This is a genomic window from Pseudochrobactrum sp. sp1633, from assembly GCF_030376605.1.
Taxonomy (GTDB): domain Bacteria; phylum Pseudomonadota; class Alphaproteobacteria; order Rhizobiales; family Rhizobiaceae; genus Pseudochrobactrum.
In genome coordinates this window covers 1-26298 of record NZ_JARRAE010000025.1, presented here as the reverse complement: position 1 = coordinate 26298, position 26298 = coordinate 1, and the positions used below count along the sequence as shown (strand labels likewise).

21 protein-coding genes and 1 pseudogene are annotated in these 26298 nt (G+C 50.8%); 3 read left to right on the top strand and 19 right to left on the bottom strand.

The window, feature by feature from the left end:
- Positions 1-64: 64 nt before the first annotated feature.
- The 4 genes from P8H26_RS18190 to P8H26_RS17010 all read right to left on the bottom strand — a co-directional run bounded on the left by P8H26_RS18190 (position 65) and on the right by P8H26_RS17010 (position 3451).
- On the bottom strand, positions 65-148 hold the full coding sequence (locus P8H26_RS18190; RefSeq protein WP_374708322.1) for a hypothetical protein: 84 nt from the start codon (positions 146-148) through the stop codon (positions 65-67).
- Entirely contained in the window at positions 145-1431 is a 1287-nt protein-coding gene (locus P8H26_RS17020) for a HAMP domain-containing sensor histidine kinase (RefSeq protein WP_289634310.1), read from the bottom strand. Before P8H26_RS17020 ends, P8H26_RS18190 begins: the two co-directional genes overlap by 4 nt.
- Positions 1428-2099: a response regulator transcription factor gene (locus P8H26_RS17015; RefSeq protein ID WP_289634309.1), complete on the bottom strand. Its 672-nt coding sequence runs from the start codon at positions 2097-2099 to the stop codon at positions 1428-1430. The genes P8H26_RS17020 and P8H26_RS17015 overlap by 4 nt, the downstream gene beginning before the upstream one ends.
- A 392-nt stretch (positions 2100-2491) precedes the next feature.
- Positions 2492-3451, bottom strand: a complete 960-nt coding sequence (locus P8H26_RS17010; protein WP_289634308.1) for a DUF3313 domain-containing protein — start codon at positions 3449-3451, stop codon at positions 2492-2494.
- Positions 3452-3965: 514 nt separating this feature from the next.
- Here P8H26_RS17010 and P8H26_RS17005 point away from each other — a divergent pair.
- A complete protein-coding gene (locus P8H26_RS17005; RefSeq protein WP_289634307.1) occupies positions 3966-4619 on the top strand; it encodes a hypothetical protein in 654 nt (217 codons plus the stop codon).
- A 247-nt stretch (positions 4620-4866) separates the two neighbouring features.
- Here the strand turns inward: P8H26_RS17005 and P8H26_RS17000 are convergent, their stop codons facing one another.
- The 8 genes from P8H26_RS17000 to P8H26_RS16965 all read right to left on the bottom strand — a co-directional run bounded on the left by P8H26_RS17000 (position 4867) and on the right by P8H26_RS16965 (position 17110).
- Complete coding sequence (locus tag P8H26_RS17000; RefSeq protein WP_289634306.1) at positions 4867-8184, bottom strand: autotransporter domain-containing protein; 3318 nt, start codon at positions 8182-8184, stop codon at positions 4867-4869.
- 663 nt (positions 8185-8847) lie between these two features.
- Positions 8848-9216, bottom strand: coding sequence for a RidA family protein (locus P8H26_RS16995; RefSeq protein WP_289634305.1), 369 nt, complete (start codon positions 9214-9216; stop codon positions 8848-8850).
- A 16-nt stretch (positions 9217-9232) separates the two neighbouring features.
- The gene (locus P8H26_RS16990; protein ID WP_289634304.1) at positions 9233-10525 is read right to left on the bottom strand and encodes an FAD-binding oxidoreductase; all 1293 of its coding nucleotides are present in this window, start codon (positions 10523-10525) and stop codon (positions 9233-9235) included.
- Positions 10526-10574: 49 nt separating this feature from the next.
- Entirely contained in the window at positions 10575-12137 is a 1563-nt protein-coding gene (locus P8H26_RS16985; RefSeq protein ID WP_289634303.1) for an ABC transporter substrate-binding protein, read from the bottom strand.
- Between the two features lie 18 nt (positions 12138-12155).
- Complete coding sequence (locus P8H26_RS16980) at positions 12156-13481, bottom strand: MmgE/PrpD family protein (RefSeq protein ID WP_289634302.1); 1326 nt, start codon at positions 13479-13481, stop codon at positions 12156-12158.
- Between the two features lie 31 nt (positions 13482-13512).
- Positions 13513-15297: an ABC transporter ATP-binding protein gene (locus P8H26_RS16975; RefSeq protein ID WP_289634301.1), complete on the bottom strand. Its 1785-nt coding sequence runs from the start codon at positions 15295-15297 to the stop codon at positions 13513-13515.
- On the bottom strand, positions 15297-16124 hold the full coding sequence (locus tag P8H26_RS16970) for an ABC transporter permease (protein WP_308446687.1): 828 nt from the start codon (positions 16122-16124) through the stop codon (positions 15297-15299). The genes P8H26_RS16975 and P8H26_RS16970 overlap by 1 nt, the downstream gene beginning before the upstream one ends.
- Positions 16125-16168: 44 nt before the next feature.
- Positions 16169-17110, bottom strand: a complete 942-nt coding sequence (locus P8H26_RS16965; RefSeq protein WP_289634299.1) for an ABC transporter permease — start codon at positions 17108-17110, stop codon at positions 16169-16171.
- A 217-nt stretch (positions 17111-17327) separates the two neighbouring features.
- Between P8H26_RS16965 and P8H26_RS16960 the strand changes: the two genes are divergently transcribed.
- Both P8H26_RS16960 and P8H26_RS16955 read left to right on the top strand, forming a co-directional pair.
- Positions 17328-18086, top strand: coding sequence for an IclR family transcriptional regulator (locus P8H26_RS16960; RefSeq protein ID WP_289634298.1), 759 nt, complete (start codon positions 17328-17330; stop codon positions 18084-18086).
- Between the two features lie 348 nt (positions 18087-18434).
- Positions 18435-18800 carry a hypothetical protein gene (locus P8H26_RS16955; RefSeq protein ID WP_289634297.1) on the top strand — a complete coding sequence of 122 codons (366 nt, stop codon included), beginning with the start codon at positions 18435-18437 and terminating at the stop codon, positions 18798-18800.
- Positions 18801-18839: 39 nt separating this feature from the next.
- Here P8H26_RS16955 and P8H26_RS16950 read toward each other — a convergent pair whose 3' ends face one another.
- The 7 genes and pseudogenes from P8H26_RS16950 to P8H26_RS16920 form a co-directional block, all read right to left on the bottom strand.
- The gene (locus tag P8H26_RS16950; RefSeq protein ID WP_289634296.1) at positions 18840-19349 is read right to left on the bottom strand and encodes a DUF995 domain-containing protein; all 510 of its coding nucleotides are present in this window, start codon (positions 19347-19349) and stop codon (positions 18840-18842) included.
- Positions 19350-19382: 33 nt separating this feature from the next.
- Entirely contained in the window at positions 19383-20339 is a 957-nt protein-coding gene (locus P8H26_RS16945) for a glycoside hydrolase family 26 protein (RefSeq protein ID WP_289634295.1), read from the bottom strand.
- Positions 20340-20354: 15 nt separating this feature from the next.
- Entirely contained in the window at positions 20355-20954 is a 600-nt protein-coding gene (locus tag P8H26_RS16940) for a DUF995 domain-containing protein (RefSeq protein WP_289634294.1), read from the bottom strand.
- Positions 20941-22367: pseudogene (locus tag P8H26_RS16935) on the bottom strand (UDP-glucose/GDP-mannose dehydrogenase family protein). The gene P8H26_RS16940 and the pseudogene P8H26_RS16935 overlap by 14 nt, the downstream one beginning before the upstream one ends.
- 27 nt (positions 22368-22394) lie before the next feature.
- Complete coding sequence (locus tag P8H26_RS16930; RefSeq protein ID WP_289634293.1) at positions 22395-24248, bottom strand: glycosyltransferase family 2 protein; 1854 nt, start codon at positions 24246-24248, stop codon at positions 22395-22397.
- The gene (galE, locus tag P8H26_RS16925) at positions 24245-25231 is read right to left on the bottom strand and encodes a UDP-glucose 4-epimerase GalE (RefSeq protein WP_289634292.1); all 987 of its coding nucleotides are present in this window, start codon (positions 25229-25231) and stop codon (positions 24245-24247) included. The genes P8H26_RS16930 and galE overlap by 4 nt, the downstream gene beginning before the upstream one ends.
- Entirely contained in the window at positions 25231-26202 is a 972-nt protein-coding gene (locus tag P8H26_RS16920) for a UDP-glucuronic acid decarboxylase family protein (RefSeq protein ID WP_374708321.1), read from the bottom strand. Before P8H26_RS16920 ends, galE begins: the two co-directional genes overlap by 1 nt.
- Positions 26203-26298 lie beyond the last annotated feature (96 nt).

Here is a 26298-nt window from a genome sequence, read left to right as displayed (position 1 = left end):
GGACCATTAGTGATCATTATAATTTCAATAAAACATTGAAACTCAATAGCTTGGCTATTGGCGCCTATGATTGCGGAAACGTCAAACTTACCACCAAACCGCCGCCAATTGCCTCAGATAAATCTATCGAACCGTTATGGGCACTCATAATCTGAGATACGATAGCAAGCCCCATGCCAGTGCCCTCAACGGTAGCATTATTCCCTCTCTCACGAAGGGTCTCAACATTATGCTTCTCTCTGCATACGGAATTCCGGGGCCCCTGTCAGTGATACGCACAATGCAGGGATGAAGCACTTCAATCGTGAGTATTTCTGTCCCCTGCGCATGTCGCAGCGCATTAATGATCAGATTATCTAATGCCACCCGAATTGCGGCCTCAGAACCAGAAATTGCAATCCGCTCTTCAGGTGCCTTAAATTCAATTTCCATGCCTTGCTTCATGGCCGCCGGAACATGTTCAGCAACGATCATGCGCGCTGCGGATGCAATATCAACTGTAGCGAAAGTTAAAGACTGGCCGGATAAGCGAGCCAGTTGCAATGAGGTTGTAACAATTGAAGCCAATCGGGCTGCGTCCCGTATTAGAACATCCCGTGTCGCCACATTTTCTATCTGATCAAGCTTTATTCGCAGCTTGGTTAAGGGGGTTCGCAGTTCATGGGAGACACTTGCAAGAAAGTGACGTTGCGCTTCAAAGGCATTATCAATTCGCGATAAGGCCGTATTGAACGCAGCGACCATCGGCTTTAATTCTGATGGCGTGCCACTGTCTGATATCCTGCGGCCATTGGGCAAACCATCAATTTGCTCGGCAGAGTTTACAACCCTTTTTACAGACGATGCGATGACACGTTTAATCGTTATAGCTGCAATCGTCGCTGTTGGAACCAGAACACTTCCAAGCAAGTGATACAATCCCTGAGGGCCTATCCCCCATAATGCCGCGAGGATCGTTTGTATGCCGGAGAATGAAATACCACCCAGTGCAATAAATGCTCCGGGTTTGACGCCATCAACAAGACGCAGGCCTTGATATCGCACGTCTCCTGCTAAATAATAAAACTGGAATGAGGATATCTGCTCTGAAACCGTATTAAGCATTTCCTGCGCTGAAGGGGGAACAACCCCATATGTAATTGTTTGAGTTCCATCACTCAGCAGATACCAGAAATCAGATTGCTCCTCTGCAAAACCAATAATACTTGCAGGTATACCATCAACATTAAGGGTTAGCCGTCCCAACGGATCGTATGTTTGACTGTGCTGCAGAAGCTTTCCCATAATATCCAATGGTACAGTTTGCCGATCCTCATTATCCGTCAACAATAAAAACACCAATGTTATTATTGTGCTAATGGTCATCATCAGCACCATGCCCACAACAAGCGTGATAGAGACCGGAAAAGCGATCGAGCGCGCGAACTTCATTCTTGCACCAGCATGTAACCTATACCGCGTATAGTGCGTATTGTTACATTACACTCAGCCTCCCGCAGACGCCGCCGCAGCCTCGACACATGAGAATCTATAACATTGGAGCCCAGCTCGTCATCTATACCGTAGACGGACGCTTCTAAATTATCACGCTGCACAACGCGGCCTGCCCGTCTGATGAGCGCCTCTAAAATAGCAAGCTCCCGTCTTGGAGTGTTTAAAACGCTGCCTTCAATCATGGCTGACCGGTTTATAAGATCAAATGATAAATTGCCGAATTGCGTACAGCCTGTTTCATCTAAATTGTATCTGCGCAGCACAGCCCGCGCTCTTGCAATAAGCTCCATCGGTTCAAATGGCTTACTGACATATTCATCAGCACCTTTGTCTAATGCAGCCACAATGTCGGTCGGGTCATCCAGCGCTGTTAATATGAGGGTAGCAGGACGGGGACGAAGCTGCCGCAGCGTGGGCAACAGTGAAAGACCGTCACCATCCAAAAGATGACGGTCAATAATTGCCAGATCAAATTTGAAAGTACGTAAAGCAGTCTCTGCATCCGCAATCGTGTCAAAGGTGTCAGCAACGCCGATGGATGCCTCCATCATCGCTTTCAGCGAGGTCGCTAATTCATGATCATCTTCTACTATCAGAATATGCATGGGCCGCCACATATATGAGCTTGGTCAAATTGATTGCATATTGCGAGTACGAACATTGTCAGCATATTTTTTAAGATAGCTCAGCTGATTGTATATCAAAATACGCCAGTGAATACCTGCAACTGCCGTTAGAGCGCAGCGCCTTGAGAAACACCATAGGCCGGAGGCTGATATACTCTTCTCAGATGGTCTTTGTCCGACATATCCAGACGTTGCAGACACTGCGAATAGGCATCAGTTCCAGGAATAAATCCGTATTCATTACAACGGCCTCTATAGTTAGTCGTCTCACAGCCCATCAGCATTATCAGGAGACCTACCGCAAAATAAATACGCATAATATACCTCAATAAGTTTATCCATCTTCCCCTATGTCAAATCCGATTTGAACATTACGCTAACGTTACGGGATGGATGCCAAGCAATGAATTTTTATGTCCGTCAGGGTGTTGACTGGACAGCTGCGCCGGTTTGCTTTGGTACAGAGGCCGATTTAGCGCCTTTATCTGTCCATGACGGAGGTGCTCCGAATGAAGCACCGATCGCACCGAGAACACCCGGATTGCGTCCAAAATTTTACACAGGGCTGATCCGGGTTTGCCACCCAGCTTTGTGCGAATTTCATATCCTGACGGTAAGCGAAGATCAAAATTACCCGGCTCTTTACCTTCAATAACCAATTTGGAAAATTCAGCACCGAAAGCTGCAGCCAAATCATAGGCATCACCCACCTGTGACACACGCGCCTCGCTGGTGAATGAGTTCGCACCCTTTGACCAAACGATTGCCGCAACCTGAGCACCCTTTTGATCCGTAGCTTCTGCTTCAACGGCCAGCCCGCCCAAACCAAATGGCAAGCGCGGAATACCGACAGGCAAGGCAAAGGCACTGCCGATAGAAATGACCTTTGCAGCGCCCGCAATACTTGGTTGAGTAGGCACCACATCAGTAATAACAGTGCGAACTGTGAGATCGGCGGGCTCGCTAAAGGGAACAACCTTGTATTTTTCACTGAGAGTATAGCAAATTGCCCGATCAATCGAATTTGCGAGCAAAATGCGATCATGCAATTTATCAACACGCTTTTCAGCTGAACTAGTAAAAGACGTTGGAAATATACTAACAGTCCGCACCTTTTTTAATAATCCGGCATTCAAATACAGTTTTTTCTTCGCAAATTTTCCTTTTGGCTGGCTTAAATTACTATACGAAGTGAGTGTCCCACCTTCTTTTAAGGGAACATTCGCGCAACCACCCAACACTATAATGAGAGGGAAGAAGCTTATTATTTTAACTTTATTTTTTGTATCAACCCATCTGCTGAGCTTTGGAAATTTACTATGCTGTCCCACGCTACTAATAGCTCCAATATTGAAATGTTAATTCCGGAGCAGATTGGCCTTCTTACATTGCGGCAACATTACAGCATCTATATTTACAAAATTTCGTTTTCATAATTTTTCTTCGAAACATTACAAATCGCAATGTTGCGGTAATGTTAAATTTGTTTTTTAATTAAAACAATTTATCAGGTGAATTATGTATTTGTTCTTTATGATTTTCATGCTTGTTGCCTACATCACTATATTGACAGGACTTATATTTGTTCCAATGAATTTTACGATTATGTAACAAGAAAAACTTCAACACTTACATTCACTGTCGAAAAATCGATGACTTCAAAAATGGCGCTCAAATTGATGCCCGTCATTTTCATATAAACCTTCGGCACAACAATACGCGACCACGTTAAAGCTGATCTTCGGCGCCGATACTTTGCTTCTTGCTGTTCCTCTCAGAGTGCGTACAAGTAAAAAAGTGCATTATGATGCGGAAGCCTGCATGCGGGTGAATGAAGGAGGCATAGTGAAGAATATTATCAGATTTTGTCTCACTTCTATCTTGCTCGTATTAGCTGTGCCGTCCAATGCAGAGGACGCATTGTCCGTGCAGACATCATGCTCGATCAATGGCTGGACCAATAATGATTTTGGTGCGGAAATTCAGGTTCGCAGTGCTCCGGTTATGGATGCAGCGATTATCGGACAACTGCCTCTTACTGCCAACAACAGCGCGAATGGTGACCGCATCTACAGTGTGCGTTTTGACATTACCGGCTCAGTGAACGGTTGGCTGCAGATCGACAATATATCCGACGTATACAATGCCCGAACGACGGACAGATTGGCTCATACCGAAGTCAAGTCAGGCTGGGTGCCCGCAGACAGTGTCCGCTTCCGCATTCAGTCCGCGCGCGGCTTCGAGAGCCCGCAACCTAGCGCCACTAAGCTCACAGACCTCAAAGATGACCGGGCAAGTGATATGGGGGACATCGAAAAGGTAATCGCCTGCAACGGCCAATGGGTTTTGATCGATTTTCGGACCAAGTTTCATCGTGAAGAGGATGGGCGGCTCACCGCACTCAGTCACAATACGCAACCCATGCATCGCGCGTGGTTTCGCGGGATATGCGGCAACGAGGAAACGACGTGCGATATGGCCTCAGCGGATAAAGATTAGAGCTCTCTCTCGGAGATAAGCGACTTCTGAAAAACATCTAAGCATCATATATATCAGCCTCTCATATGCGAACTCCGCGATGCTGGCGGATCTCTGACAAAGGCCGCGTTCAATTAAGCCGCAGCAAACGAGATGGACGCGGGAAAAGCCTGAAATGCTTCTTCTGATCTGATCAGTAAATTTAATATTTTATCAAAATAAAAATCGGAGCCCTGCCATTCGCGACAGGGCTCCTTCTTGTTTGGGATCAGAACTTAACTGCCAATGTGGCTTTAAAGCTTTGATCTTTAGCTTTGCTGGCAAGTTGACCGGAATAGAGAAGTCCGAATGTGGCATTCTTTGTCAGGGCAAAATCCAGTCCAGCTTCGACAACAGCCACGTCTTTTGCAACAGACATACCGCTGATATCAAAAACACTGCCGCCGCTAAAAGCCTGCGATGACAATGTATCTGTATCGCCGAAAGCATGTTTCCAGCCAAGCGTACCGCGTGCTTTTGTGCTCACGCCGCCCAAATCAAAAACAGTTTCCGCACGCAGACCAAGCGTTGTAAATGTTGTGTCCAGAGATTGTGATCCGACAGACAATGCAGCCTGACCACCGGCCTCCGAAAACGATCTGCGGTTGATATGAACGTAACTCAGATTTGCAAAAGGTTCGAACTGATAGGCACCCGCTGAGATGCCATAGCCCAGCTCGCCGAAGACCTGCGTCGTACCAGCACGATAATCTCCGTCCAGACTATCCGAAAATCCGGGGAAGTTCACTGAACGGCTGGTTTCAATATCATTCCAAGTATGAGCAAGACCTGTCCGGAATGCAACGGCATCCCATTGCGTTCCTGCATAAAGCCCAAGGTGATAATTATCAGCCTTGGCTGAAGATGGCATATCCTTCAGATCAACGGATGAATGAGAATATCCGGCTAAAACACCGAGTTGCCAGTTATTGAATGTGGTATCCGCCCCTATAAACATACCGCCGACAGAGCGATCCATTTTAGCATTATTGGACGTGGCATCCCAGACACCCCATGATCCGAAGCCCTGTCCCCAGACAGTTATGCCTGAATTCGCATCCGTATTTCCGGTTGCAACAGAGGTCGCGTCTCCGCCAACGGTTTTTGCAGCCTGACGCAAACGATCATTCGCAGCTTCACGCAAGAAGCGACTGTCTTCGATGAGAACAACAGGCAATGAGGCATGCACATCACCCGACAACTGGGTTAAGGCTGTGCGCGCAACATCTGCATTGCTCGTCATAGCCATAGCCAGCCACAGATCACTGCTATGCGGCAGTCCATCCAAGGCGTTTGCTACGGCAATCTGATTGAAGTTACGACCTAAGCTCGCAAATTTAATATCATTGCGCTGCAACTTCAGCGACACGTCATTACCGTCGCCGCCCGCATAGTTCACAGTCGGATCAAGGAAAACCAGATTGTTCCGGATACTTGCAAACTGACCGGTAACCGCACCGGCACTTTGCTTATTAATCAGCGTGAACGGACCGTTTACAACCTGCCAGTTGGCAGCATTGGCCGGAGATAAAACCAGATCAAGGGTTGCACCGGTTATGTCCACATCGCCTGTTACGTTTAAGCGGTCTGTAATTGTCGGTGTGCCTTCAATCTGCAAAATACCGGCATTGGTATAATTACCGGCAATTGTCTGCGTACCGATCGAATTACCCGGCGTATGTGTTGCACCGGAAGCAATAACCGTATTGCCAAGTGTGCCGGTTCCGCCAAGCTTTGCACCACTGTGAATAGTGGTGAGCGCTGAATGTGCGACAGACCCGTCGACCGTCAGCAAGCCATTCATAATATTTGTATTACCGGTATAGCTGTTTGCGCCGGTGAAAATCACATTACCACTGCCTAGCAGGTTAACACTGCCGCTACCGGAAATATTGCCGGTAAAAACAACCTTGTCAGACCGGCTATAAGCCAGTGTACCACTATTCGCGATAGAGCCTGCGAAACCATTTCCGCCGCCGATCCAGCCCGATGCACCACCATTGCCGATTTGCAAAGTGCTGCCGGTTCCGATTGTGACATTGCCGCGTGTGCTGCTATTGCCGGTCAGGATCAATGTACCGCTGCCGGTTTGGGCAAAAGAACCATTTGCAGTAATGACACCGCCATAAACCGTAGTGTCAGAGCGGTTAAAAACGACAGCCCCGACATTGGTTATATTACCGGTAACCGAGCCGCCGGCTCCACCGTTACCGATTTGCAAAACACCGTTTGCACCGGTTGAAAATGATGTTGCCGCAGTATTATCGCCGGTCAGAACTTGTGTTCCGCCCATAACCGAGACAGTACCGGTACCGTTAAACCGACCGGAGAAAACGCCGGAAGCATCGTTAATCTGAAAGGAAGCACCACCAAGCGTAACTTGTCCGCTGCCGCTGAGAGATTTAACCTGTGTGCCGGTGACACCGGAAACATCAAATGTTGAGTTAACTACAACACCGCTTGATGAGGCGACACTCCCCTGCCCCGAAAGAGCAAGCGTGCCACTATTGATCACTGTCTGGCCGGTATAAGTACTGCGCGCCTTAAGCTCCAGCTTACCGTCACCTTCTTTGGTCAGACCACCGGCACCAGAAATAGCATTTCCCAGTGATAACACGGAGCTTCCTAAGGTATTGATTGTACCGTTACCTGCCAGCGTAATATATTTATTTGTAGAGAATGATGCTTGTGCCGTTAGCTTACCATTATTAAGCGTAATGCCACCTTGGCCGAGATTATTGTCTGCGGTAACATTCACACTACCACCGCCGGTAATGATGGTGTCACCGTGATAAGTATTAGCACCTCTCAGGCTAAGCTCACTGGTCCCCGCTTGTGTGACCGATCCGCTACCGGAAATGACACCGCTATAGGTCTCGCTTGCCGAGCGGTTATAAATCAGAGACCCGTTATTCGCGATGGAGCCGGCGAAACCATTTCCCCCGCCGATCCAGCCTGATGCGCCGCCATTGCCGATTTGCAAAGTACTGCCGGTTCCGATTGTGACATTGCCGCGTGTACTGCTATTACCGGTCAGGATCAATGTGCCGCTGCCGACTTGGGCAAAAGAACCATTTGCAGTAATGACACCGCCATAAACTGTATTGTCAGAGCGATTAAAAACAACAGCACCGTAATTCGTAATATCACCGGCAAACGAACCTGCTGTACCGCCGTTACCGATTTGCAGAGTAGCACCGGAAGTAATACTGGCACTTACGGCAGAGGTATTCTCGCCGGTCAGGATCTGCGTGCCACCTTCCAGCTGTATTGCAGACGTGCCATTGAATGTACCGGAAAAGATACCATTCGCATTCGTAATGGCGAGCGACTTGTTACCGATATTAACCTGTCCTGAGCCCGACAGATTTTTAATTTTTGCGGAATCAGCACCAGACGTGTCAAATGTGCCATTCACAATCACAGCACTTGATTCCGCGATACGGCCTAAACGGGTCAGTTTCAGCGTTCCGGCTTCAACCAGTGTCTGGCCTGTATAACTGTTTGTCTGGCTCAGATCTAAAATACCGGCGCCTGTTTTTATCAAACCATCAGGACCGGATATATCTGAATTAATATTCTGAGTATCCCCGCCATTCACATTATAAGTCTGATCTGCGGCCTGTGATGCGGGAGTTGCGGAGAGACTCACAAGGGCTGAAACGAGCCCTAACGCACATAAATACGGCAAGGCCGTCGTGCTTTTCAGCTGAAAAAACGGTGGAGATCCAAGCAATCTCCTGACACGTTTTTGACTATCTAAATTATCGTTATTGTTCGTTTTTTTACTTGTTTTATATTTAGCTAATACAACAAAGTAATCGCTAACAGATGTATGATTTTTCGCGCAAGCATTCGCAAGCGCTTTCCTCGTTAAATCCAAAATGATGCCCCCCAGCCACAAATAAAAGGCTGACGTAATTACCATGAATATTAATACCCATCAATATAAGCTTATAAACAGGCAATACATTATCTTTGGATAAGATATTATAATATACGAACTGTTTCCATCGGGATTAGAGCACCACGCTGCATGACAACCTTTGAAGCCACATGGTGCCCCGCAGTGACAGCTGCATTATATCCTGCCCTGCCAGCACGTTCCCCATTTTCGCATCTGATAACTGCCAGATACATCCGGCAGTTATGCTGATCGGTAAAGCCACAGATATGTGACCTGCCCGTCTTATTAGAATCCCCAATCCCGTTAAATTTCAATGAGCTCAACGTCACCGGTCGCTGCACTCACCATAATTTCGACGCGCATCGAAGGGTCGCCCAGTTCAACGGCACAGCAACATCTGACCGGTGGTGCATAAGGGGCAATCCAGTCTTTCCAGACCTGATCCATGCCTGCAAAATCCGCCATTGAAGTGATCCATATCTCAGCCGTAAGCAGGCGGGATTTGTCGCTGCCTGCACGTTTTAGCAGCTCATCAATTTTGCCCAGCGTTTCTTTGGTCTGCTCTTCGATTGTGCCGTCATTATCAGAGAACTGACCGGACAGGTAACAAACACCATTGTATTTCACCAACCTGCTGCGGCGGGCATTAATATCTGCACGTTCAAGTTTCATTTGTTCCTCATTCACTTCAGATTTCGAGACCGGCTTTACGGCTTTCAATTGCGGATATCACACGAAAACCGATACTGCGAAACGGTTCCGGCGCGATAAAACTGGCCTGTCCCATCACCTGCTCCAGCATTGCATGATCCCCTGCATCACACATCAGTTCCGCAAGGTGGCGTCCGAGCATCGTACCCTTGGTGATGCCGCTGCCATTACAGCCGCCGGATGCGTAAAGCCCATCTTCAAGCTTACCCCACCAAGGTGCGCCGTTCATTGTCAGCGCCGTCGTTCCACCCCATACATATTCAAATTTCACATGGCGCAAATCCGGCCAGCGGCGCTCAAAACGGTTGCGCAACTCTGCTTCCACAAAGCTTTGCCCCAGTTCTTTTTCATGGGCGTAAAGACTGCGCACCATCAGCCGGTCTGAGCCGATACGGCGCAAAGTCGTGCCTAAACGATGGGACGGAAGCAGACCCCACGACTGATCGCGTCCAAGATGCACCCTGTCCGCTTCCGGCACGGATTCCGTTACCGCCGCGTAGGTATAAATCGTCGTCATCTTGCTGTTGAGATAACCGAACCGCCGGATAAAGCCGTTATTGGCCAAGGCAATTTTCTTCGCTCTGATCTGCCCTGAACGTGTTGATAATATCCAGTCGCCCTGATGCTCAATGCGCTCAACCGGTGTATTTTCATATAGCTCGGTATCTGCGGGCAGTGCGTCTGCCAAACCACGGATCAACGCTGCGGGCTGCAGCAACCATGTATCAGCGAGATAAAGGCCGAAGCGGTAATAATCAGTTCCGATCCTGTCGGCAATATCCTGTCTCGACAATTCCTGATGGGCAACACCCAGCTTTTTGGCCACCTCAAGAACCGAGCGCACAGAAGCCTCACCGCGCTCAGTTGCGGCACCGCGAATTGCACCCACCTGCTGCATGTCGCACTGAATATTATTGTTACGAATAATATCTGTCAGCCACGCAAAAGCATCGGCAAAAAGCTGTGATTGCAGACGCGCCTTTTCGGACATTTCAACCGTAATATTACGCGGCAGAACATCGGTGCCGGTGAAACCGGAATTGCGCGCAGACGACCCTTCGCCAACAGTTGTCGCCTCCACAACCGCGATGCGGGCATCCGGCCGGAGCTCCCGCAACCGACGGGCAACCGCCAGACCGGTATAACCGGCTCCGATAACCGCATAATCAACGGTAACATCACCATCAAGCGGCGGACGCGGACTACGCGGCGGAAGCATGGCATTCCATCCGCAAATATTGGAATAATCAGGATAAGTTAGTTTTGACATTTTCAAACCACAGTAAATGCGGCTGGCTTCAAACCAGCCGCGCACGGTTTCAATCGGTAAAATGTGTTTGCTCGGTCACAAGCGGCCCGAGCGACAATGAGCCTTTCAACTCAAAGCCCCAGTCCAGCGCTTTCTTGCGAACCCAGACCTGTGCAGTTTCATTGAGCGGAATTGCACAAACATCAGCAACAATCAGCTTCTGCGCCTCATGCCAGAGCTTGAGCTGCTTATCCGGATCAACTTCCGAACGAGCAGCTACAATCTGCTCATCGGCAACGGCACAGTGACTGAAGTTGGTGACCGCTGTCGGTTTACCGACAATGCTGTCTGAATGGTAAAACTGCGTCAGATAATAATCCGCAACCGGAAAACGTGCCGCGCCATACATCACAATCGGGCTGAGATCCTTGCGGATCATCTGGTGCCATGTTGCATGTTCAACCGGTTCAAGCTCCAACTTGATGCCCGCTTTGGCAACCTGTGCCTGCAACATCTGCGCAGACTGTTCCAGACTTGGCAGCTGGCTGGACAGCATCTTGATTGTAACACCGTCCGGATAACCGGCTTCTGCCAGCAATGCCTTGGCCTTGTCCGTATCAGTGGAGACAACGCCCGCCTCTTCCGTATACCCAAGATTGTTACTCGGGATTACAGATTTAACCTGACGTGTAAACTCCTTGCCACGGAACTGCGCCATCTGTCCGGCATTGACAGCATAGGCAAGCGCCTGCCGAACGCGGATATCATCAAATGGTTTTTTCGTGCGGTTCACATGCAAAAGCGTCAATTCGGCAGGATCGAAAATATCGACTACTGAATCCGGCACTTCACGCGTGCGCGCCAACCATTTCTGATCGGTTGTACCGGCCGCTACGTCGATCTCTCCGGCAATAAACGCAAGATCGCGTGCCGATGCAGCATTCAGGAAGCGATAAGTAATCTTTTCGATCTTTGGCTTGCCGCGGAAATATCCATCATGCGCTTTAAACTCAATTGAGACACCCGGTTCGATTTTCTCAAGAGCAAATGGCCCGAAACCGACAGGACGCCGCTGAAACTCTTCGCCACGTTCCTCATAGGCTTTTTTACTCAGGATAAAGCCGCCAGAGTAATTCGACACCAAGCCAAGCAGGCTTGGCACAGCTTTCGCGAGTGTAATTTTGACCGTATAGGGATCAACGGCTTCAACCGTTTTCAGCGCAGCATAATCCGTTGAAAACGCAGATGTATCCGGCTTTCCTGCTTTATTCAGCGAGAAGACGACATCATCGGCTGTCACCTCACCATAACCATGCTGGAACTGCACACCCTTCCGCAGGCGGAAAGTCCACTCCATTTTATCTGCAGAATGTTCCCAGCTCTCTGCAAGATCAGGCTCGATTGTTGAAGGATCTGTGCTGCCCGGTGCGAAACGCACCAACCCGCCGAAAATCCACGCGACAAGCGTGCGGTCGGACGTCGAATTGGCAAAATGCGGATCGAGCTTGCCGACATCTGCCGCAGCTGCTCCCAATACAAGATCAGTCTTTGCAGCAAAAGCCGGTGTGGCTACCAATGCCGAACAGGCCATGAATGCCGCCAGCGCTCCGGTTTTTAATAACACCCTGTACATTTTTATGCTCCTCCTCTGTTATTGTATGATGTGCCTGCTCAGGACTGACTGCACCGGCACGAAACCTGCCTGTGGCATGTCTGCAAATGCCTGAAGCAGCAGCTTCTGACCGGCAGCAGGTATCTGAGCTGCTGTGATCCGCCGGAATTTTGTAACGATGTCATCATAACCAAGCGGATTGGCCACATCCCCGCGGGGATAAAGCACCTCAATGGTTTCAACACCCTGCCCCTGATCCAGCGAAACGCGGGCCGGCGTTGTCTTCGGGAAAGAAGATGAAAAATCGCCGGCTGCCTCAAGTTCAATTCGCGCAGCCAAAGCCAAAACCTGCGGATCGGACAGATCAGCCGGATTAACCGGCTGAAGGGCAGCCTCTCCCTTCAGCGCTGCCAGCGCGCAACTGAAGTAAAAACTGTATTGTCCGCTCTCAAGGCTCATCGGAGCCCGCTCGTTAGACAAACGCAAACCCTGAGGAAATGTCTCTATTTTCAGTGAGATAACCGGTTGTTCCGGTTTGCGAAGTTTCAGAATTCCGTCAACTGCCGCATGCATATACCGGCAGCAGGCATAGGGTTTCAGGTAGCATTGCATCAGCCACCATTGCTGCCCCAAATCCGTCAGCAGAATTGCCGGATCGTATTTCTCCGGATTGTCCAGCACATCACGGGGGCCGGTGCCGCCTGCCGCTGCGCGATAGGCGGCTGTGATACCTGCCACGACAGCCGGCGGGATCATCTCCTTAACGGTTGTTCCCTGATAACGCGACGTACCTGCAGGATAACCGGCGGGTCTCTCCGCCCCCGCGATTGCCAGTGCATGAGCCATTGCCTGTGCATTGAGTTTTAAAAGCCGCCCTGCAGCCACGGCTGCGCCATAGCCAACCCAGCGGCCGCTATTATAGCTCTCAATCGTTGCTGCAGGTCTGGATGTTGCCACCCGCAGTGCAACATCATAGCCAAGCGCTATAGCATCATAGATTTCCTCATCCGTGCTGCCCAGCGCCTCGGCGACAGCCAGAGCCGCCGGAATAACACCCGCACCGGCATGTCCGGCAGCACCACGATGGCCGTCATCAATATCCAATGCGCTGGCGGCGGCACTGTTTGCCTGAGCGGCACCTGCAACCGAAGATGTGGCTCCTGCCAGCCAGAGCGACGCCGCATTGCCGCCATAGGCATGGATCGCAGCATAACGCGCAGCTTTTGCCAGATCCGAGTTGAAACCGGCGCCGGTTGCAGCAACCAGATCCAGGAGCAGCAATCTCACCTGTTCTTTTACGTCAGCAGGCAGTTGTCCTGCAGGATATCCGGCGGCAAAGACCGCAAGCTTGTCAATTATATGCATGGAATTATTGCCTTCATTTCATTCTTACGCATCATGCAGATTGCCGGATATAATGCCCGTCAGATGCTCTGGCCCAGCGGGCTTCCGGCGGGGTGTAATTCAACGGTTTCAACGGACTGCGTGGTTTTTCACGATCTGAAGCGGAAACAAGCCGCGGCTGTCTCTGTGCCGGATGAGTAACCGGGATCGCGGACAACAAACGCTGCGTGTAAGGATGCACCGGATTGGAGATCACATCTGTTTTGGTGCCGATTTCCACGATTTCGCCGAAATACATCACCGCAACGCGATCACAGATTTTCTCAACCGCGGCCATATCATGGCTTATGAAAAGATAGGAAACACCGAATTCCTGCTGCAAATCAATCATCAGCTCAATGATTTGCCCCTTGATTGCCACATCAAGCGCAGAAACCGCCTCATCGGCAATAATCAGTTTAGGGGACATCGCAAGCGCCCGTGCAATACAAATGCGCTGACGCTGACCACCTGAAAACTCGTGCGGCAGACTGCCGGAGCGGCGCGGATCAAGCCCGACCCTCTCCAAAAGCCATTTCATCTTTTCCTGCGCCTCTTTGCCCTTCGCAAGACCATGTACACTCATTGGCTCTATAATTGCGGAACCAATGGTCTGCCGGGAATTGAGAGAGCCGAACGGATCCTGAAAAATCATTTGCACATCGCGGTGCAAAGATGACAGGCTCTTCGCATCCTTATAATCAATCTCACGGCCACAGAGTTGCACGGTTCCTGCGTGGACCGGCGCAAGATCAATAATCGCCTTACCAATGGTTGATTTACCGGAGCCGGACTCGCCCACCAGCCCCAGTGTCTCCCCTTTATGAATTGCGAAAGACACATCCTCAACAGCATGAACATTGCCGGTTAGCCGGCTCAATAAGCCTGAATGCACGGGAAAGCGCACGCTGAGATCGCGAACCACAATAACAGGTTGCTCTGCCTGTCCCGCCTCTGCGCCCGTTAAAGGAAGTTCCTGCAATGGTTGCAGTGCCATATCCGTCTGGCGATTGCGGCCTACCAGACTGGGTGCCGCTGCGATCAGAGTTTTAGTGTAATCGTCTTTCGGATTTGAGAAGATTTCATGGACTTCACCACGCTCAATCTCCCGCCCGTTCTGCATGACCAAAACATGGTCGGCCATTTCCGCAACCACGCCCATATCATGAGTGATGAACAATATGGCCGTGCCGGTTTCGCGCTGCAGTTCACGCAAAAGATCCAGAATTTGCGCCTGCACTGTCACATCCAGCGCGGTCGTCGGCTCGTCAGCAATAATGAGCTTAGGATTACAAGCCAGCGCCATTGCAATCATAACACGCTGACGCATGCCGCCGGAGAAAGTATGCGGATATTGCTTCATCCGTGTTTCCGGATCAGGGATGCGTACTTTGCGCAGCATTTCGAGCACAGCCTCACGCAACGCACTGCCCTTTAAGCCACGATGCAAGCGAATAACCTCTGCCAGCTGATCGCCGATCCTCTGTACCGGATTGAGCGATGTCATCGGCTCCTGAAAGATCATGCTGATCTGGCTGCCACGGATACTGCGCATCCGGTTTTCAGACAAACCGAGCAGTTCTGTATCGCCCAGTCTGACCGATCCCTTTGCATGGCCGGTCGCCTCAGGCAAAAGCCCCATAACCGCCAATGAGGTAACACTTTTTCCGGAGCCGGATTCCCCGACAAGCGCCAGTGTCTTTCCTGCTTCGATTTCAAGATTAAGACCATGCACCACCGGCACAGCACCGAAAGAAATCCGCAGGTCTTTGATCGACAAAATAGAATTGTTTTTCATCACGATGCATCTTTCAAACGCGGATCAATCGCATCACGCAGCCCGTCGCCGATCAGATTGAAAGCAAGAACGAGCAGGAGAATTGCCAGACTTGGAAATAAAGCCAGATGAAAAGCGCTGAGAATATTATCAAAACCCTCACGCACCATACCGCCCCATGTTGGTGTTGGCGGTGCCAGTCCCAAGCCGATAAAGGCCAGAGAGGCTTCTGTTCTTACCGCTGTTGCCATCCAGAGTGAGGTCATGACCATAACCTCAGGGAGAATTGCCGGCAGAATATGTCGGAACAAAATACGCGGCCCTGAAAATCCCATTGAACGGCAGGCCTGCACATATTCACGGTCTCGCTGCGTCAGCACTGCCGCACGCGCAATACGAGCAAAAGCAGGCGTGGCAGTGAAGGCGATCGCGATAATGATATTGGTCAGCGTTGCTCCCATGAGCGCAACGAGCGCCAGTCCCAGAATAAGCGACGGAAAGGCCAGAACAACATCCATAATCTGCATGAAGATGATATCTGTGCGCCCGCCCAGATATCCGGCAATCATACCGATCAGTGTGCCGATAATTGTTGCAGCGGCAATGGCGAGCAAACCGATCGTCAGACTATAGCGCGCGCCCCATAGCAAACGGGAAAGTATATCCCGTCCGAAATTATCCGTTCCAAACCAGTTTTCAGCGCTTGGCGGCATCAGTTGTTTGAAAATATCCTGCTCCGCAGGGTCATAGGGTGCAAGAAGCGGGGCGAAGATTGCAGCTCCGACCAGCAACAGAACAACGATGATACCGATCCATGTTGAAATGCCTAGGCGGCGCAGAAACGGCATCACTGAGCTGAAAGCGGTTTTTTCGAGAGGTGTGGAAACTGTACTCATTTATACTGAATCCTCGGGTCAAGCAGGCCATAGGTCAGGTCTGTCACAAGGTTCACGATGACAACCATGAAGGTGTAGACAACAATCATGCCCTGCAGCAGAGTATAGTCGCGCTGGGTCAGTGCAGATAAAATCAGCTTGCCAAGACCGGGTCGGGAAAACACGATTTCAGTCAGCACCGAGTTACCGATCAGGATGCCGAGATACAGCCCCACCACCGTGGCAATCGGCACAAGGCAATTGCCGAGCGCATGTTTCCAGACCACGCTGAATTGCGACGCCCCTTTTGCACGGGCTGTGCGCACATAGTCCTGACTGAGAACTTCCAGCATGGCAGAGCGCGTAACGCGGGTGATGTAGGTCATCATAATCAGCGCCAGTGCCAGTGTCGGCAAAGCCATCTGGCGAAGGCGCTCCAAAATTCCGCCTGCGCCACCCGCACTAATCACCGGAAACCATTTCAGCTGAATAGCAAACACCATCAGCAATAAAATAGCGGCAACAAATGCAGGCAAAGAAAGACCAAGCAGAGAAATTAAGCGGATGATGTAGTCCGGCATTTTATTGCGCCGAACAGCGGCCCATACACCCGCAGGAACGCCGAGCACAATTCCCAGCGCAAGCGCTGCAAATGTGAGTTCCAGCGTATAGGGCAGAACATTGAGAATTTCATCCGAGACAGGTCTGCCGGTAATCATGGAGTTACCCAGATTGCCGTGTAGCGCATCCCAGAGAAAATGGCCGTATTGTACGATAACCGGCTTATCAAGCCCGAGTTTCTGATGTACCGCAGCAATACTGGCGGGGCTTGCCTGATCTCCGAGCAAAACCAAAGCAGGATCACCGGGCAATATACGCACAAGCAAAAAGACCAGCGTCAATACGCTGAAAAGAGTAATGGCTGCGAAGCCAAGCCTCCTTGTCACAAAAGACAGCATCTCCCCTCCGAGATTCCCGTCACCGTAAAAGCAGCAAATATTTTTCTGTCCCCATCCGGCTGTCTCAGCCGTGGGTCCTGCCTGTCAGTTTATGGTCACGAAATTATTGTGTTCTTCTCGCCTAATGACAGCTAAAAAAACAGTTACTGTCAACATATTTCTTTAAACGGAATTATATTGTATAAATATTCCGATTATTGGAATTATGAGATTCTTTATGGTAACAAATAATTCATCCTCGAATGCATCGCGCGCTTTGGACATTCTACTTCTGCTCGGAGATTACGGCGAAGACGGAGCCTCACTTGCGGAGATATCCAAGTCGCTCGATGTGACAAAACCTGCTGCACACCGGACTTTGACGGCCCTCACAGAGCAAGGTTTTGCTGAGGCCGCAGAGCGCTATGGCCATTACCGGCTGGGCTCAGCTATTTTTCTGCTGGCTCAGCGTCAGCAACGCCTCACGCCGCAAATTAAGAAACTGCACCCGGGTATGACCGAGTTTACAAAACGAACCGGCTATACGACTTACATCATTGCCCAATCCGGTTTTGATGCCGTCTGCGCTGAAATGATAAGCCGCTCTATTCTGCCACAACAGCAATTCGGTATTGGTGAGAGAATGCCGCTGGGCATTGCAGCCGGCAGCGTTGCACTAATGGCGACGTTGCCAGAAGCAGAACGGGAAGCCATTCTCGAAGCGAATGCCGAACGATATTGCCGGTATCCTGCCGTGCGCCATGTCGATGTCAATGTCGTGAGACAGCAAGTTGATGAGGCGCTTGAGCGCGGTTATGCCATCAATATGGGCTATTATCTGCCGGGCGTAGGCGGGCTGGGGTTACCGCTTCCTACACAGAATCCCTTTCGGGTTAATGTTGCAATTTCCTTCAATATGCCGCTGGAGAACATGCAGGAAGACCTGATAAACCGCATTATGGAAGAGCTGAAACAAGCTATCCTGCCCACATTATAAGTCGCAGGATAAAGCACAGTTCCGGTAAACCGAACTCCACAGAGCAGCTCTTTGTTTTTTCTGGGAAATACAACCTTCACAGGCTTCATTTTACAACCTGAAAAGCTCGAAAATTACGACCACTATCCCGCTATTCTGCGCTTTTGCCGCAATTCACAAACGGACAAAAACCCAAAAACCTTGAAAAAATGTTTGGGTTTTTCCCGTTTACGTTGTATAGACCGGCCGAATTCCGCAGCGCTAAATTAATAATCCCTTAAATTAATTTTCAGACGCATCTCCACGTCATATTAATTTATTTCATCTATACGTTCCGTGTCGCTGCATCGGAACAAGAGGTTCAGGCATATGCATTTCTCTCCGGCAAAGTCATTCTCCGGTTTTCATCATATCAAGACACGCAGTTTCACAGTTGTTGCTCTTTTAGGTGCTTTAGCCGCCGCAGGGTGCAGCACAAACTACAATGTTGCACAAACAACATCGTCATCTGTCACCAAAGTTGGCTACAGCCTGCCGGCAGAACGAAATGTTGTTACGCAGGCGGATGTTATTAAAACAACCCGTTCTGAGAGCGCCCCGCGCGCAGTCAGCACAGAACGGGCAAGCGCTAAGCGGACGACAAAAGTCGCTTCTTCAGCTTATCTGGGACGCGCTCCGCATATTTGCACACCAAGCGGATTTGGCAGCAAAACACGCTGTTTCAACCGGAGCTGACGACAGATATTAATATCTGTCGCCAGTCCAGTGCGGGGGTTAGTTGGATGCCATATTCGGCATCATCTGATCCACGCGTCTACTCACATAATCGCCCCGACGGAATTTGGTGATTTCATTGCCTTTTCTGACAGGGGCGTTCTTAAAGACATACCAGTCACCGCCGGGTTCACGGCGCTGATAAATAACGCCGTTACTCCCGCGATGACTAAAGCAGGTTGTCGCCGGAACGGTGCCGCCTCTTTCATGCCAGGTTGCACGGAAACATAGTTTTCCCGGATCAGTAATAAACCAGATTCCGCTCCCGACAGAGGCATTGCTGCCTCTTCCGGACCAGGCTTTGAACTGCCGCTTTGAAACAGCGAAGTAACCGGCGCCATCCTTCCACATCCACGAATTATTCCCGTAGATCCGGTAGATTTCAGCACTGCTAAGCGGTTTTGCCGTGTCAGCACCGGATGCTGTCTGAGCAGTAAAACCTGCTGACATATTAAAACTCAAAACACCGGCCACCGCAGTTATGATTGCTATTGTACGCAAAACTGACATATTCGCCTCCCTTTAAGGCTCAATAGCACGCGTTCAGTTGGTAGGCGCATTCACAACTCGCCATTCAGGCTTCCCGAAACCATCAGGCCAAGGATAAACTTCACGATCATTGAAATAGACCACAGTCTTCAGATCAGGAAATTCGGGATGGTTTTTGGCGACATTTTCAGCCCAGTCACGGATATAGGATGCATCGCCGTCATAGCCCAACTCAGCAACCCAGACAGGCTTGCCAAAACCTTTAACACGCTGATATCCCGGCGCTAAGCTCTCAGAGAAACTCAGAGGTTTACCTTTCTTTGCCTGATCATATTTTTGATATCCGAACACAGACAGACCTACAATATCCACATATTCATCGCCCGGATAAAATGCCTGCAGTCCCTCATTGCCTTTTGGTGACCACATGTATTTTGCAGATGGTAAATGTTCTTTGCAGATACGCACCATACGCTGATAGGCCTGAACATATTCTTCAGGCTTCCAGTGCGCCCAGGTAAACTGGTTATCTGTTTCGTCCATTTCCTGTGCCCAGCGGATAATGATCGGGCTTTTTAGTTTTGCGGCTTCCGTGCAGACTTTTGCCATATAGACATCACGCTCACCGCTCAGGATGCTTTGCAAAAGCTGCGGCGAGGAAATGCGCCAATCCGGCGACCATGACCAGGGTTCAACGGAAATCAGCAGTGTGCGGCCACGCTTGAGCGCATACTCATCAGCAAGCGTCAGCGAGGCCAGTTCGACATCTTCCCACGGCAGAAACAGATGTTCGACTTTTGAGTTTTTATCATCCCCGAAATCACCGTGAGGATCATAGGCACCAAAGCCGATAGAGGACGGTGTAATCACCGGACGCTTTGCGGATGGCTGATCCGCAGTTGCAGATGTATTATCAGGGATACCAAGAGGCGTGCTGCCTGCGGAATACGCAGCACCGGACAACATGGCCCCGACAAATGACAATGCAACTATTTTTAATATTTTGCTCATTGTCTTTCTCCTACCTCAATTTGCACCGTTCGGAGCTTGCGTAGAGAGCGGTGGTTGATTTGCATTTGCGTTATTTTTCATGTGCGGCTGTTGCATCGCCAGTCGCGTACTCACTGTGTCCTCAGCAACCAGCTTTTTAAACTCGTCACCGTCTTCAGTCGTGGCATGTTTAAAAACATACCAACTGCCGGAGGGCTCTTTTTTCTGATAAATCGTGCCCTCATAAATGCGATGTCTGAAACAGGTCTTATTAGGCAATATTGCAGCAGGCCCGTGCCAGTCTGCTTTCAGGCACATCAGGCCTGTATCACTCAGCACCCATCGCCCTTCGGCCCAGCGGGTATCTGCTCCCGTGCCCGACCAGCCGATGAATGTGCGTCCGTCTTCCTGCAAACGTCCTGCACCGTCGGACCAAAGCCACGTTTTATTGCGATAAAGCAGATACAGTTCTGACGCTGTCATCGCTTTCGCCTTGGCAGGCACGGCCACCGGTTCTGCGGCTCCGGCTTGTGCTGCCAGCATGCTCATGCCTGTAAGTACCGCCAGCAGGAAACCGCATTTACCCGTGCGGAGGCTGCGCTTATCTGCGGCGGAATATGTGTTATCTCTGACCATGACCTGAACCTCTCTGTTGTCCCGGTTCCGGCAGTCGCACCGGTGAAATGCCCGCATTTGCACCCTGCTCTGTCGCCGCGATAAAATTCGCATCCTTGTGGCTTCGGGCAGGTTTGCCGATCATTGTTACGCGGAAACCCGCAGCTTCCGCGGCGTCCTGCGCAAATGCATTGCGAAGATCAATCAAGACCGGTGACTGCATGACGCCCTTCAACCGTGAAAGATCCAGCCGGCGTATGCACTCCCACTCCGTCACAATGACAACCGCATCTGCGCCACGCGCACATTCATAAGGGTCATCAACCAGCGTCACGTCTTCAAGCATTTGTGCGGCATTGGGCATACCTACCGGATCATGCGCCCGTACAGTTGCCCCGAAACGCTGCAGGGTTTCAATCAACGGAACGGACGGTGCTTCACGCATATCATCGGTATCGGGCTTGAAGGTCAGCCCCAAAACCGCAATTGTCAGCCCGTCAACATCACCGCCGACCGCCTCCAGCACTTTCAGCGCCATTTTGCGTTTGCGTGCTTCATTGGCAGTAACCGTTTCCTCCACCACACGCAGGGCAACACCGTAATCCTGCGCAGTACGCAGCAGTGCCAACGTATCTTTCGGGAAACATGAACCGCCATAGCCCGGTCCGGCATTCAGGAAACTCGACCCGATACGCCGGTCAAGACCAATCCCCAGCGCCAGATCACTGATGTCGCTGCCAACCTGCTCACACAGGTCTGCCAGCTCATTCATAAAAGTAATCTTGGTCGCCAGAAAAGCATTGGCCGCGTATTTGATAAGTTCGGATGTGCGGCGTCTGGTGATAACAACAGGGATGTCATAAACAGCAAGCGGCTGCCGATAAAGCTGCATCAACACAGCCTGCGCATGTGGATCTTCTACGCCGATCACCACACGATCCGGCTTGAGAAAGTCGGAGATTGCTGCGCCTTCGCGCAAGAATTCAGGGTTGGAAGCGACGGAATAACTGCCGCGGCGGCGCACAGAGCCGATGATTTTATCAACCGCGTCGCCTGTGCCGACCGGTACTGTGGATTTGACGGCAACAACTGCGCCTTCTGCCAGAAAAGGCGCAATCTCCTTGGCAGCCATATAGACGAAGGAAAGGTCTGCATCGCCGTGCCCCGCGCGTGCCGGCGTGCCAACAGCAATAAACACGATGTCGGCATCTTTGACCGCCATTGCCAGATCACAGGTGAAGGACAGACGTCCGGCTTTGCGGGTGTCTTCAACCAGCCGGTCCAGATCCGGTTCATATATCGGTAAGATACCCTGATTTAATCCGGCAATTTTAGCGGCATTCTTGTCGACGCAAATCACATCATTTCCCCAATGTGCGAAGCAAGCGCACTGACGAGGCCGACATATCCGGTTCCGATCATTGTAATTTTCATGATCTGCAACGCCGTAAGGCGCCTCCCTTATTGAGTTTCTTCTGTTGTTGATGTTTCCGAACGCCAATGCGGTCTGAAGATAGTGATACGCAGCGAGCTGCCGCCAACACCTGCGCCAGAAACCAAATAGCGTTCATCGAAAAGACGGACGTGTTTTGCGCCCAGAGCAAGAACCTCAAGGCTCTCACGGCCGCGCTCTGCTGTGGCAATCCCTGGCAAAACGACGAGAGACAGGATCGTTGCCAGCACTGCTGACCGGTAATAGACCGAGGTCATGCGCACTTTGTTTTCAAGACTGTGCCGCACGAGCACAACGATCATCAGCACCGCATAAATCACACTGTTGAAAATGGCGAAGAGATAAAAGCCGCGGCTTTCACCGGCATCCGTCACAAACAGCACCGCAAAAACAGAGCCAAGTGCAATGATCCCATAAGGAACCAGTACCCTGAAAGGCAGCGGGTCGACCTCTGATGTCCCCTTCGGTGTGACACGGAAATCCACAAAAGATCCGGTCATCCAGTCACGCAATGCTGCAAGTGTCCCTGCCAGCGCCCAAGGCCAGCGGGCGAGCAGAAAGAGTATGCTTTCCCAGCTCAGAACTTGGCCATTTACAGGCCTGAATGTTCCGGTTGCCCGCCAGCGATAGGCAAAGACCAGCAAGATTAATGAAAGCGGCAGAAAATGTGTCAGAAATTCAGGATATGTAACAGCGACAAAGGGCTGACCGCGAACGAGCGCAATAACCGGCATAGCAAAGAGTGTTGCCGTCAGCAGCGAAGACAGCGGATACCAAAATTGCGAGAACAAAAATGAAAAACGCAAACGCGGTGACAAACGAGGGATCAGGCCAGGGGAATATTGCAGCAGGATCATCACAATACTGCGCGCCCACTGGAACTCTTGTGTGACCAAATCACCGAAAGTGCGCGGTCCATCGCCATGTGCAATGGCATCAATCGCATGGACACCACGCCAGCCATAGGCATTCATCATCAGCGTGGTGGAGTGATCTTCAGCCAATTCAGGTCCGAGGCCACCGATTTCCTTCAGTGCTGTGGTGCGCACAGCATAATGGGAACCGATACACATCGGCGCGAAACCACCGCTATAACCTGCTTGCAAGCAACCATGAAAATTTGCTTCTGCAAAGAGGCGTCCCCGTGCCGACCAGCTTTCCACAGCATTCCGATCGCAGATACTCGGCGCAGAGACATAACCGACCGCAGGATCAGCAAAGGGACGCAGCATCTGGTAAAGATAATCCGGCTCCGGAACATGATCGGCATCCAGCTGTGACACAAAATCGTAGCGTTCATAACCGTAATGATCATAGAAAAATGCCAGATTACCTTCTTTGCAACGCGTCCGGCGCGGCCATGTCTGCAGGTGATAGTCAGCGCGGCCTTTGCGCGTTGATACGAAAACACCATGTTCACGGCACCAAGCAAGTGTCTCCGGTGAAGGATCTTCATCGGCAAGCCATGTGTCATGCGGCTGCGTTTGAGCAAGCATTGCCAGCAGCGTTTCTTCAACAATTGCAAAAGGCTCAGACGGCGCCTTGGTCACAACCATCGCAATCCGGCTGCCCCGCGGTATCCGCAAAGCACCGACAGGCTTAACCGCATAGTAGAACATGACCAGAAAATAGGCTGGCAGCAATGTCAGCCATCCCAAGGCAGCGGTTGTGATAATCGTTCCGAAAGTGCTGACATGGTGGTCAGGCTGCAACCACCAGACCCAGAAATAGACAAAAGCCGCAAACCATACCGCAACACCAAAAATATATTCTGCCCGTTGGAAGCCCTGCAATGCAGGCACCAGCAGCGGTTCATCCTGTGGTTCAGATGGTTTTGCGCCAGATTTGACAAGCTTATTCATGCTCTTGCCTCCAGACCGAAGAAAGGAGCGGCTGTGCGCACGATGGTGTCGAGATCGGAATATTGCGGCTCGAAACCGAGTGTTTTGCGGGCAAGAGCCGGATCGGCATATAGAACCGGCGGATCACCAGCACGGCGCGGGTGAATAACAACAGGAACCTGACGCCCTGTCACCCGGTCAATCGCTCCGAGTATCTGGCGGATAGAAGACCCGCGTCCGGTGCCGAGATTAACGGCAAGATTGCTGCCCCCGCCTGCAAGATAGTCGTAAGCAAGCACATGCGCACTAGCGAGATCGGACACATGGATATAGTCGCGCACACAGGTGCCGTCTTCTGTGTCGTAGTCATCGCCGAAAACTTCCAGCTGATCAATTTTTCCCGCCGCAGCCAGAAGCGCGCGCGGGATCAGATGGGTTTCCGGCTCATGCCATTCCCCCAACTCACCCTCAGGATCAGCACCACAGGCATTGAAATACCGCAAAGCCACATAGCGCTGCCCGAAAGCAACCGCATAATCTGCCAGCATATGTTCGGCGATAAGCTTAGTCTGACCATAGGGGTTAATAGGCACCTGTGCTGATGTCTCCACAATCGGGAGATTTGCAGGCACGCCGTAAGTGGCACAGCTGGAAGAAAATATAATCTTATCCAGCCCTGTCTCACGGCAGGCATCAAGCAGGGACAGAGTTCCGCAGACATTGTTGCGGTAATATTTAGCCGGATCTTCCACAGATTCCCCGACATAGGCCGATGCCGCAAAATGAATAACAGCAACAGGCATGTAGCGCAGAATGGTTTCTGTCAGCAGCATCGTATCCAGAATATCTGCCTGTATCAGCGGGCCGTAACGCACTGAAGCACGATTGCCCGTGGACAGATTGTCATAAACAACCGGCTCTATCTCTCTGGATTTCAGAAGTTTGGCTGTATGGCTTCCGATATAACCGGCACCACCTGTGATCAGAATACGTTTTGCGCTCATCAGGCCATCTCCCACGACTTATAACCGGAGTGGCTGAGAAGGCTTTCAAAATACGCGATTGTTTTTTCCAGCCCTTCGATCAGCTGTGTCTTTGGCTGCCAGTCCAGCTCCCGCCCTGCAAGCGTGATATCGGGACGGCGCTGACGCGGGTCATCAACAGGCAGTGCGTGATGGACAATGGCTGAGCGCGAACCTGTCAGCGCAATCACGGCATTTGCCAATTCACCAATGGTGAACTCAGCCGGATTACCAAGATTGACCGGCCCGGTCACATGCGCACCTACCGCCATCATGCGGATAAAACCTTCAATCAGGTCATCAACATAGCAAAATGAACGGGTCTGACTGCCATCACCATAGATAGTGATGTCCTCGCCTCTCAGCGCCTGCACAATGAAATTGGAAACCACACGACCGTCATCAGGCCGCATACGCGGTCCATAGGTATTAAAAATCCGCACAATTTTGATTTCAGTGCCAAAGGATTTATGGAAATCGAAAAACAAGGTTTCTGCACAGCGCTTGCCTTCATCATAACAGGCGCGCGGGCCAAAGGGGTTCACATTGCCCCAATAGGTTTCAACTTGCGGATGAATATGCGGATCGCCATATACCTCAGACGTGGATGCCTGAAAAATACGGGCATTTCGCCGGACAGCAAGTTTCAGCAAATGATGCGCACCTAAAACACTGGTCAGCGTCGTGTGCACAGGATCAGCCTGATAATGCGGCGGCGATGCCGGACAGGCCAGATTATAAATCTCATCCGCATCAATATCGAGTGGATCGACAATATCATGCTCAATGACATTGAAACTATCATAGCCAAGCAGATGCATAATGTTTTGTCTGCTGCCGGTGGAGAAGTTATCTACACAGGTAACCTGGTGACCTGCATTCAACAGCCTTTCGCAAAGATGCGACCCCAGAAAACCAGCGCCTCCTGTGACCACAACTTGTTTTTGCAATATAATTGGCTGTACAGCGTACAGTGTTCTTGCGGCTGTTCTGCGGGAAGCATTATTAAGGCGGGGGGTCAGATCACTCATCTTCAACTCCATTAAACG

What these genes read in the sequence shown, in the direction of transcription:
- P8H26_RS18190 (WP_374708322.1), bottom strand. Translation starts at nt 148, where the DNA reads ATGAGTGCCCATAACGGTTCGATAGATTTATCTGAGGCAATTGGCGGC.
- P8H26_RS17020 (WP_289634310.1), bottom strand. Translation starts at nt 1,431, where the DNA reads ATGAAGTTCGCGCGCTCGATCGCTTTTCCGGTCTCTATCACGCTTGTT.
- P8H26_RS17015 (WP_289634309.1), bottom strand. Translation starts at nt 2,099, where the DNA reads ATGCATATTCTGATAGTAGAAGATGATCATGAATTAGCGACCTCGCTG.
- P8H26_RS16995 (WP_289634305.1), bottom strand. Translation starts at nt 9,216, where the DNA reads ATGAAACTTGAACGTGCAGATATTAATGCCCGCCGCAGCAGGTTGGTG.
- P8H26_RS16990 (WP_289634304.1), bottom strand. Translation starts at nt 10,525, where the DNA reads ATGTCAAAACTAACTTATCCTGATTATTCCAATATTTGCGGATGGAAT.
- P8H26_RS16985 (WP_289634303.1), bottom strand. Translation starts at nt 12,137, where the DNA reads ATGTACAGGGTGTTATTAAAAACCGGAGCGCTGGCGGCATTCATGGCC.
- P8H26_RS16980 (WP_289634302.1), bottom strand. Translation starts at nt 13,481, where the DNA reads ATGCATATAATTGACAAGCTTGCGGTCTTTGCCGCCGGATATCCTGCA.
- P8H26_RS16975 (WP_289634301.1), bottom strand. Translation starts at nt 15,297, where the DNA reads ATGAAAAACAATTCTATTTTGTCGATCAAAGACCTGCGGATTTCTTTC.
- P8H26_RS16970 (WP_308446687.1), bottom strand. Translation starts at nt 16,124, where the DNA reads ATGCCGTTTCTGCGCCGCCTAGGCATTTCAACATGGATCGGTATCATC.
- P8H26_RS16965 (WP_289634299.1), bottom strand. Translation starts at nt 17,110, where the DNA reads ATGCTGTCTTTTGTGACAAGGAGGCTTGGCTTCGCAGCCATTACTCTT.
- P8H26_RS16960 (WP_289634298.1), top strand. Translation starts at nt 17,328, where the DNA reads ATGGTAACAAATAATTCATCCTCGAATGCATCGCGCGCTTTGGACATT.
- P8H26_RS16955 (WP_289634297.1), top strand. Translation starts at nt 18,435, where the DNA reads ATGCATTTCTCTCCGGCAAAGTCATTCTCCGGTTTTCATCATATCAAG.
- P8H26_RS16950 (WP_289634296.1), bottom strand. Translation starts at nt 19,349, where the DNA reads ATGTCAGTTTTGCGTACAATAGCAATCATAACTGCGGTGGCCGGTGTT.
- P8H26_RS16945 (WP_289634295.1), bottom strand. Translation starts at nt 20,339, where the DNA reads ATGAGCAAAATATTAAAAATAGTTGCATTGTCATTTGTCGGGGCCATG.
- P8H26_RS16940 (WP_289634294.1), bottom strand. Translation starts at nt 20,954, where the DNA reads ATGGTCAGAGATAACACATATTCCGCCGCAGATAAGCGCAGCCTCCGC.
- P8H26_RS16930 (WP_289634293.1), bottom strand. Translation starts at nt 24,248, where the DNA reads ATGAATAAGCTTGTCAAATCTGGCGCAAAACCATCTGAACCACAGGAT.
- galE (WP_289634292.1), bottom strand. Translation starts at nt 25,231, where the DNA reads ATGAGCGCAAAACGTATTCTGATCACAGGTGGTGCCGGTTATATCGGA.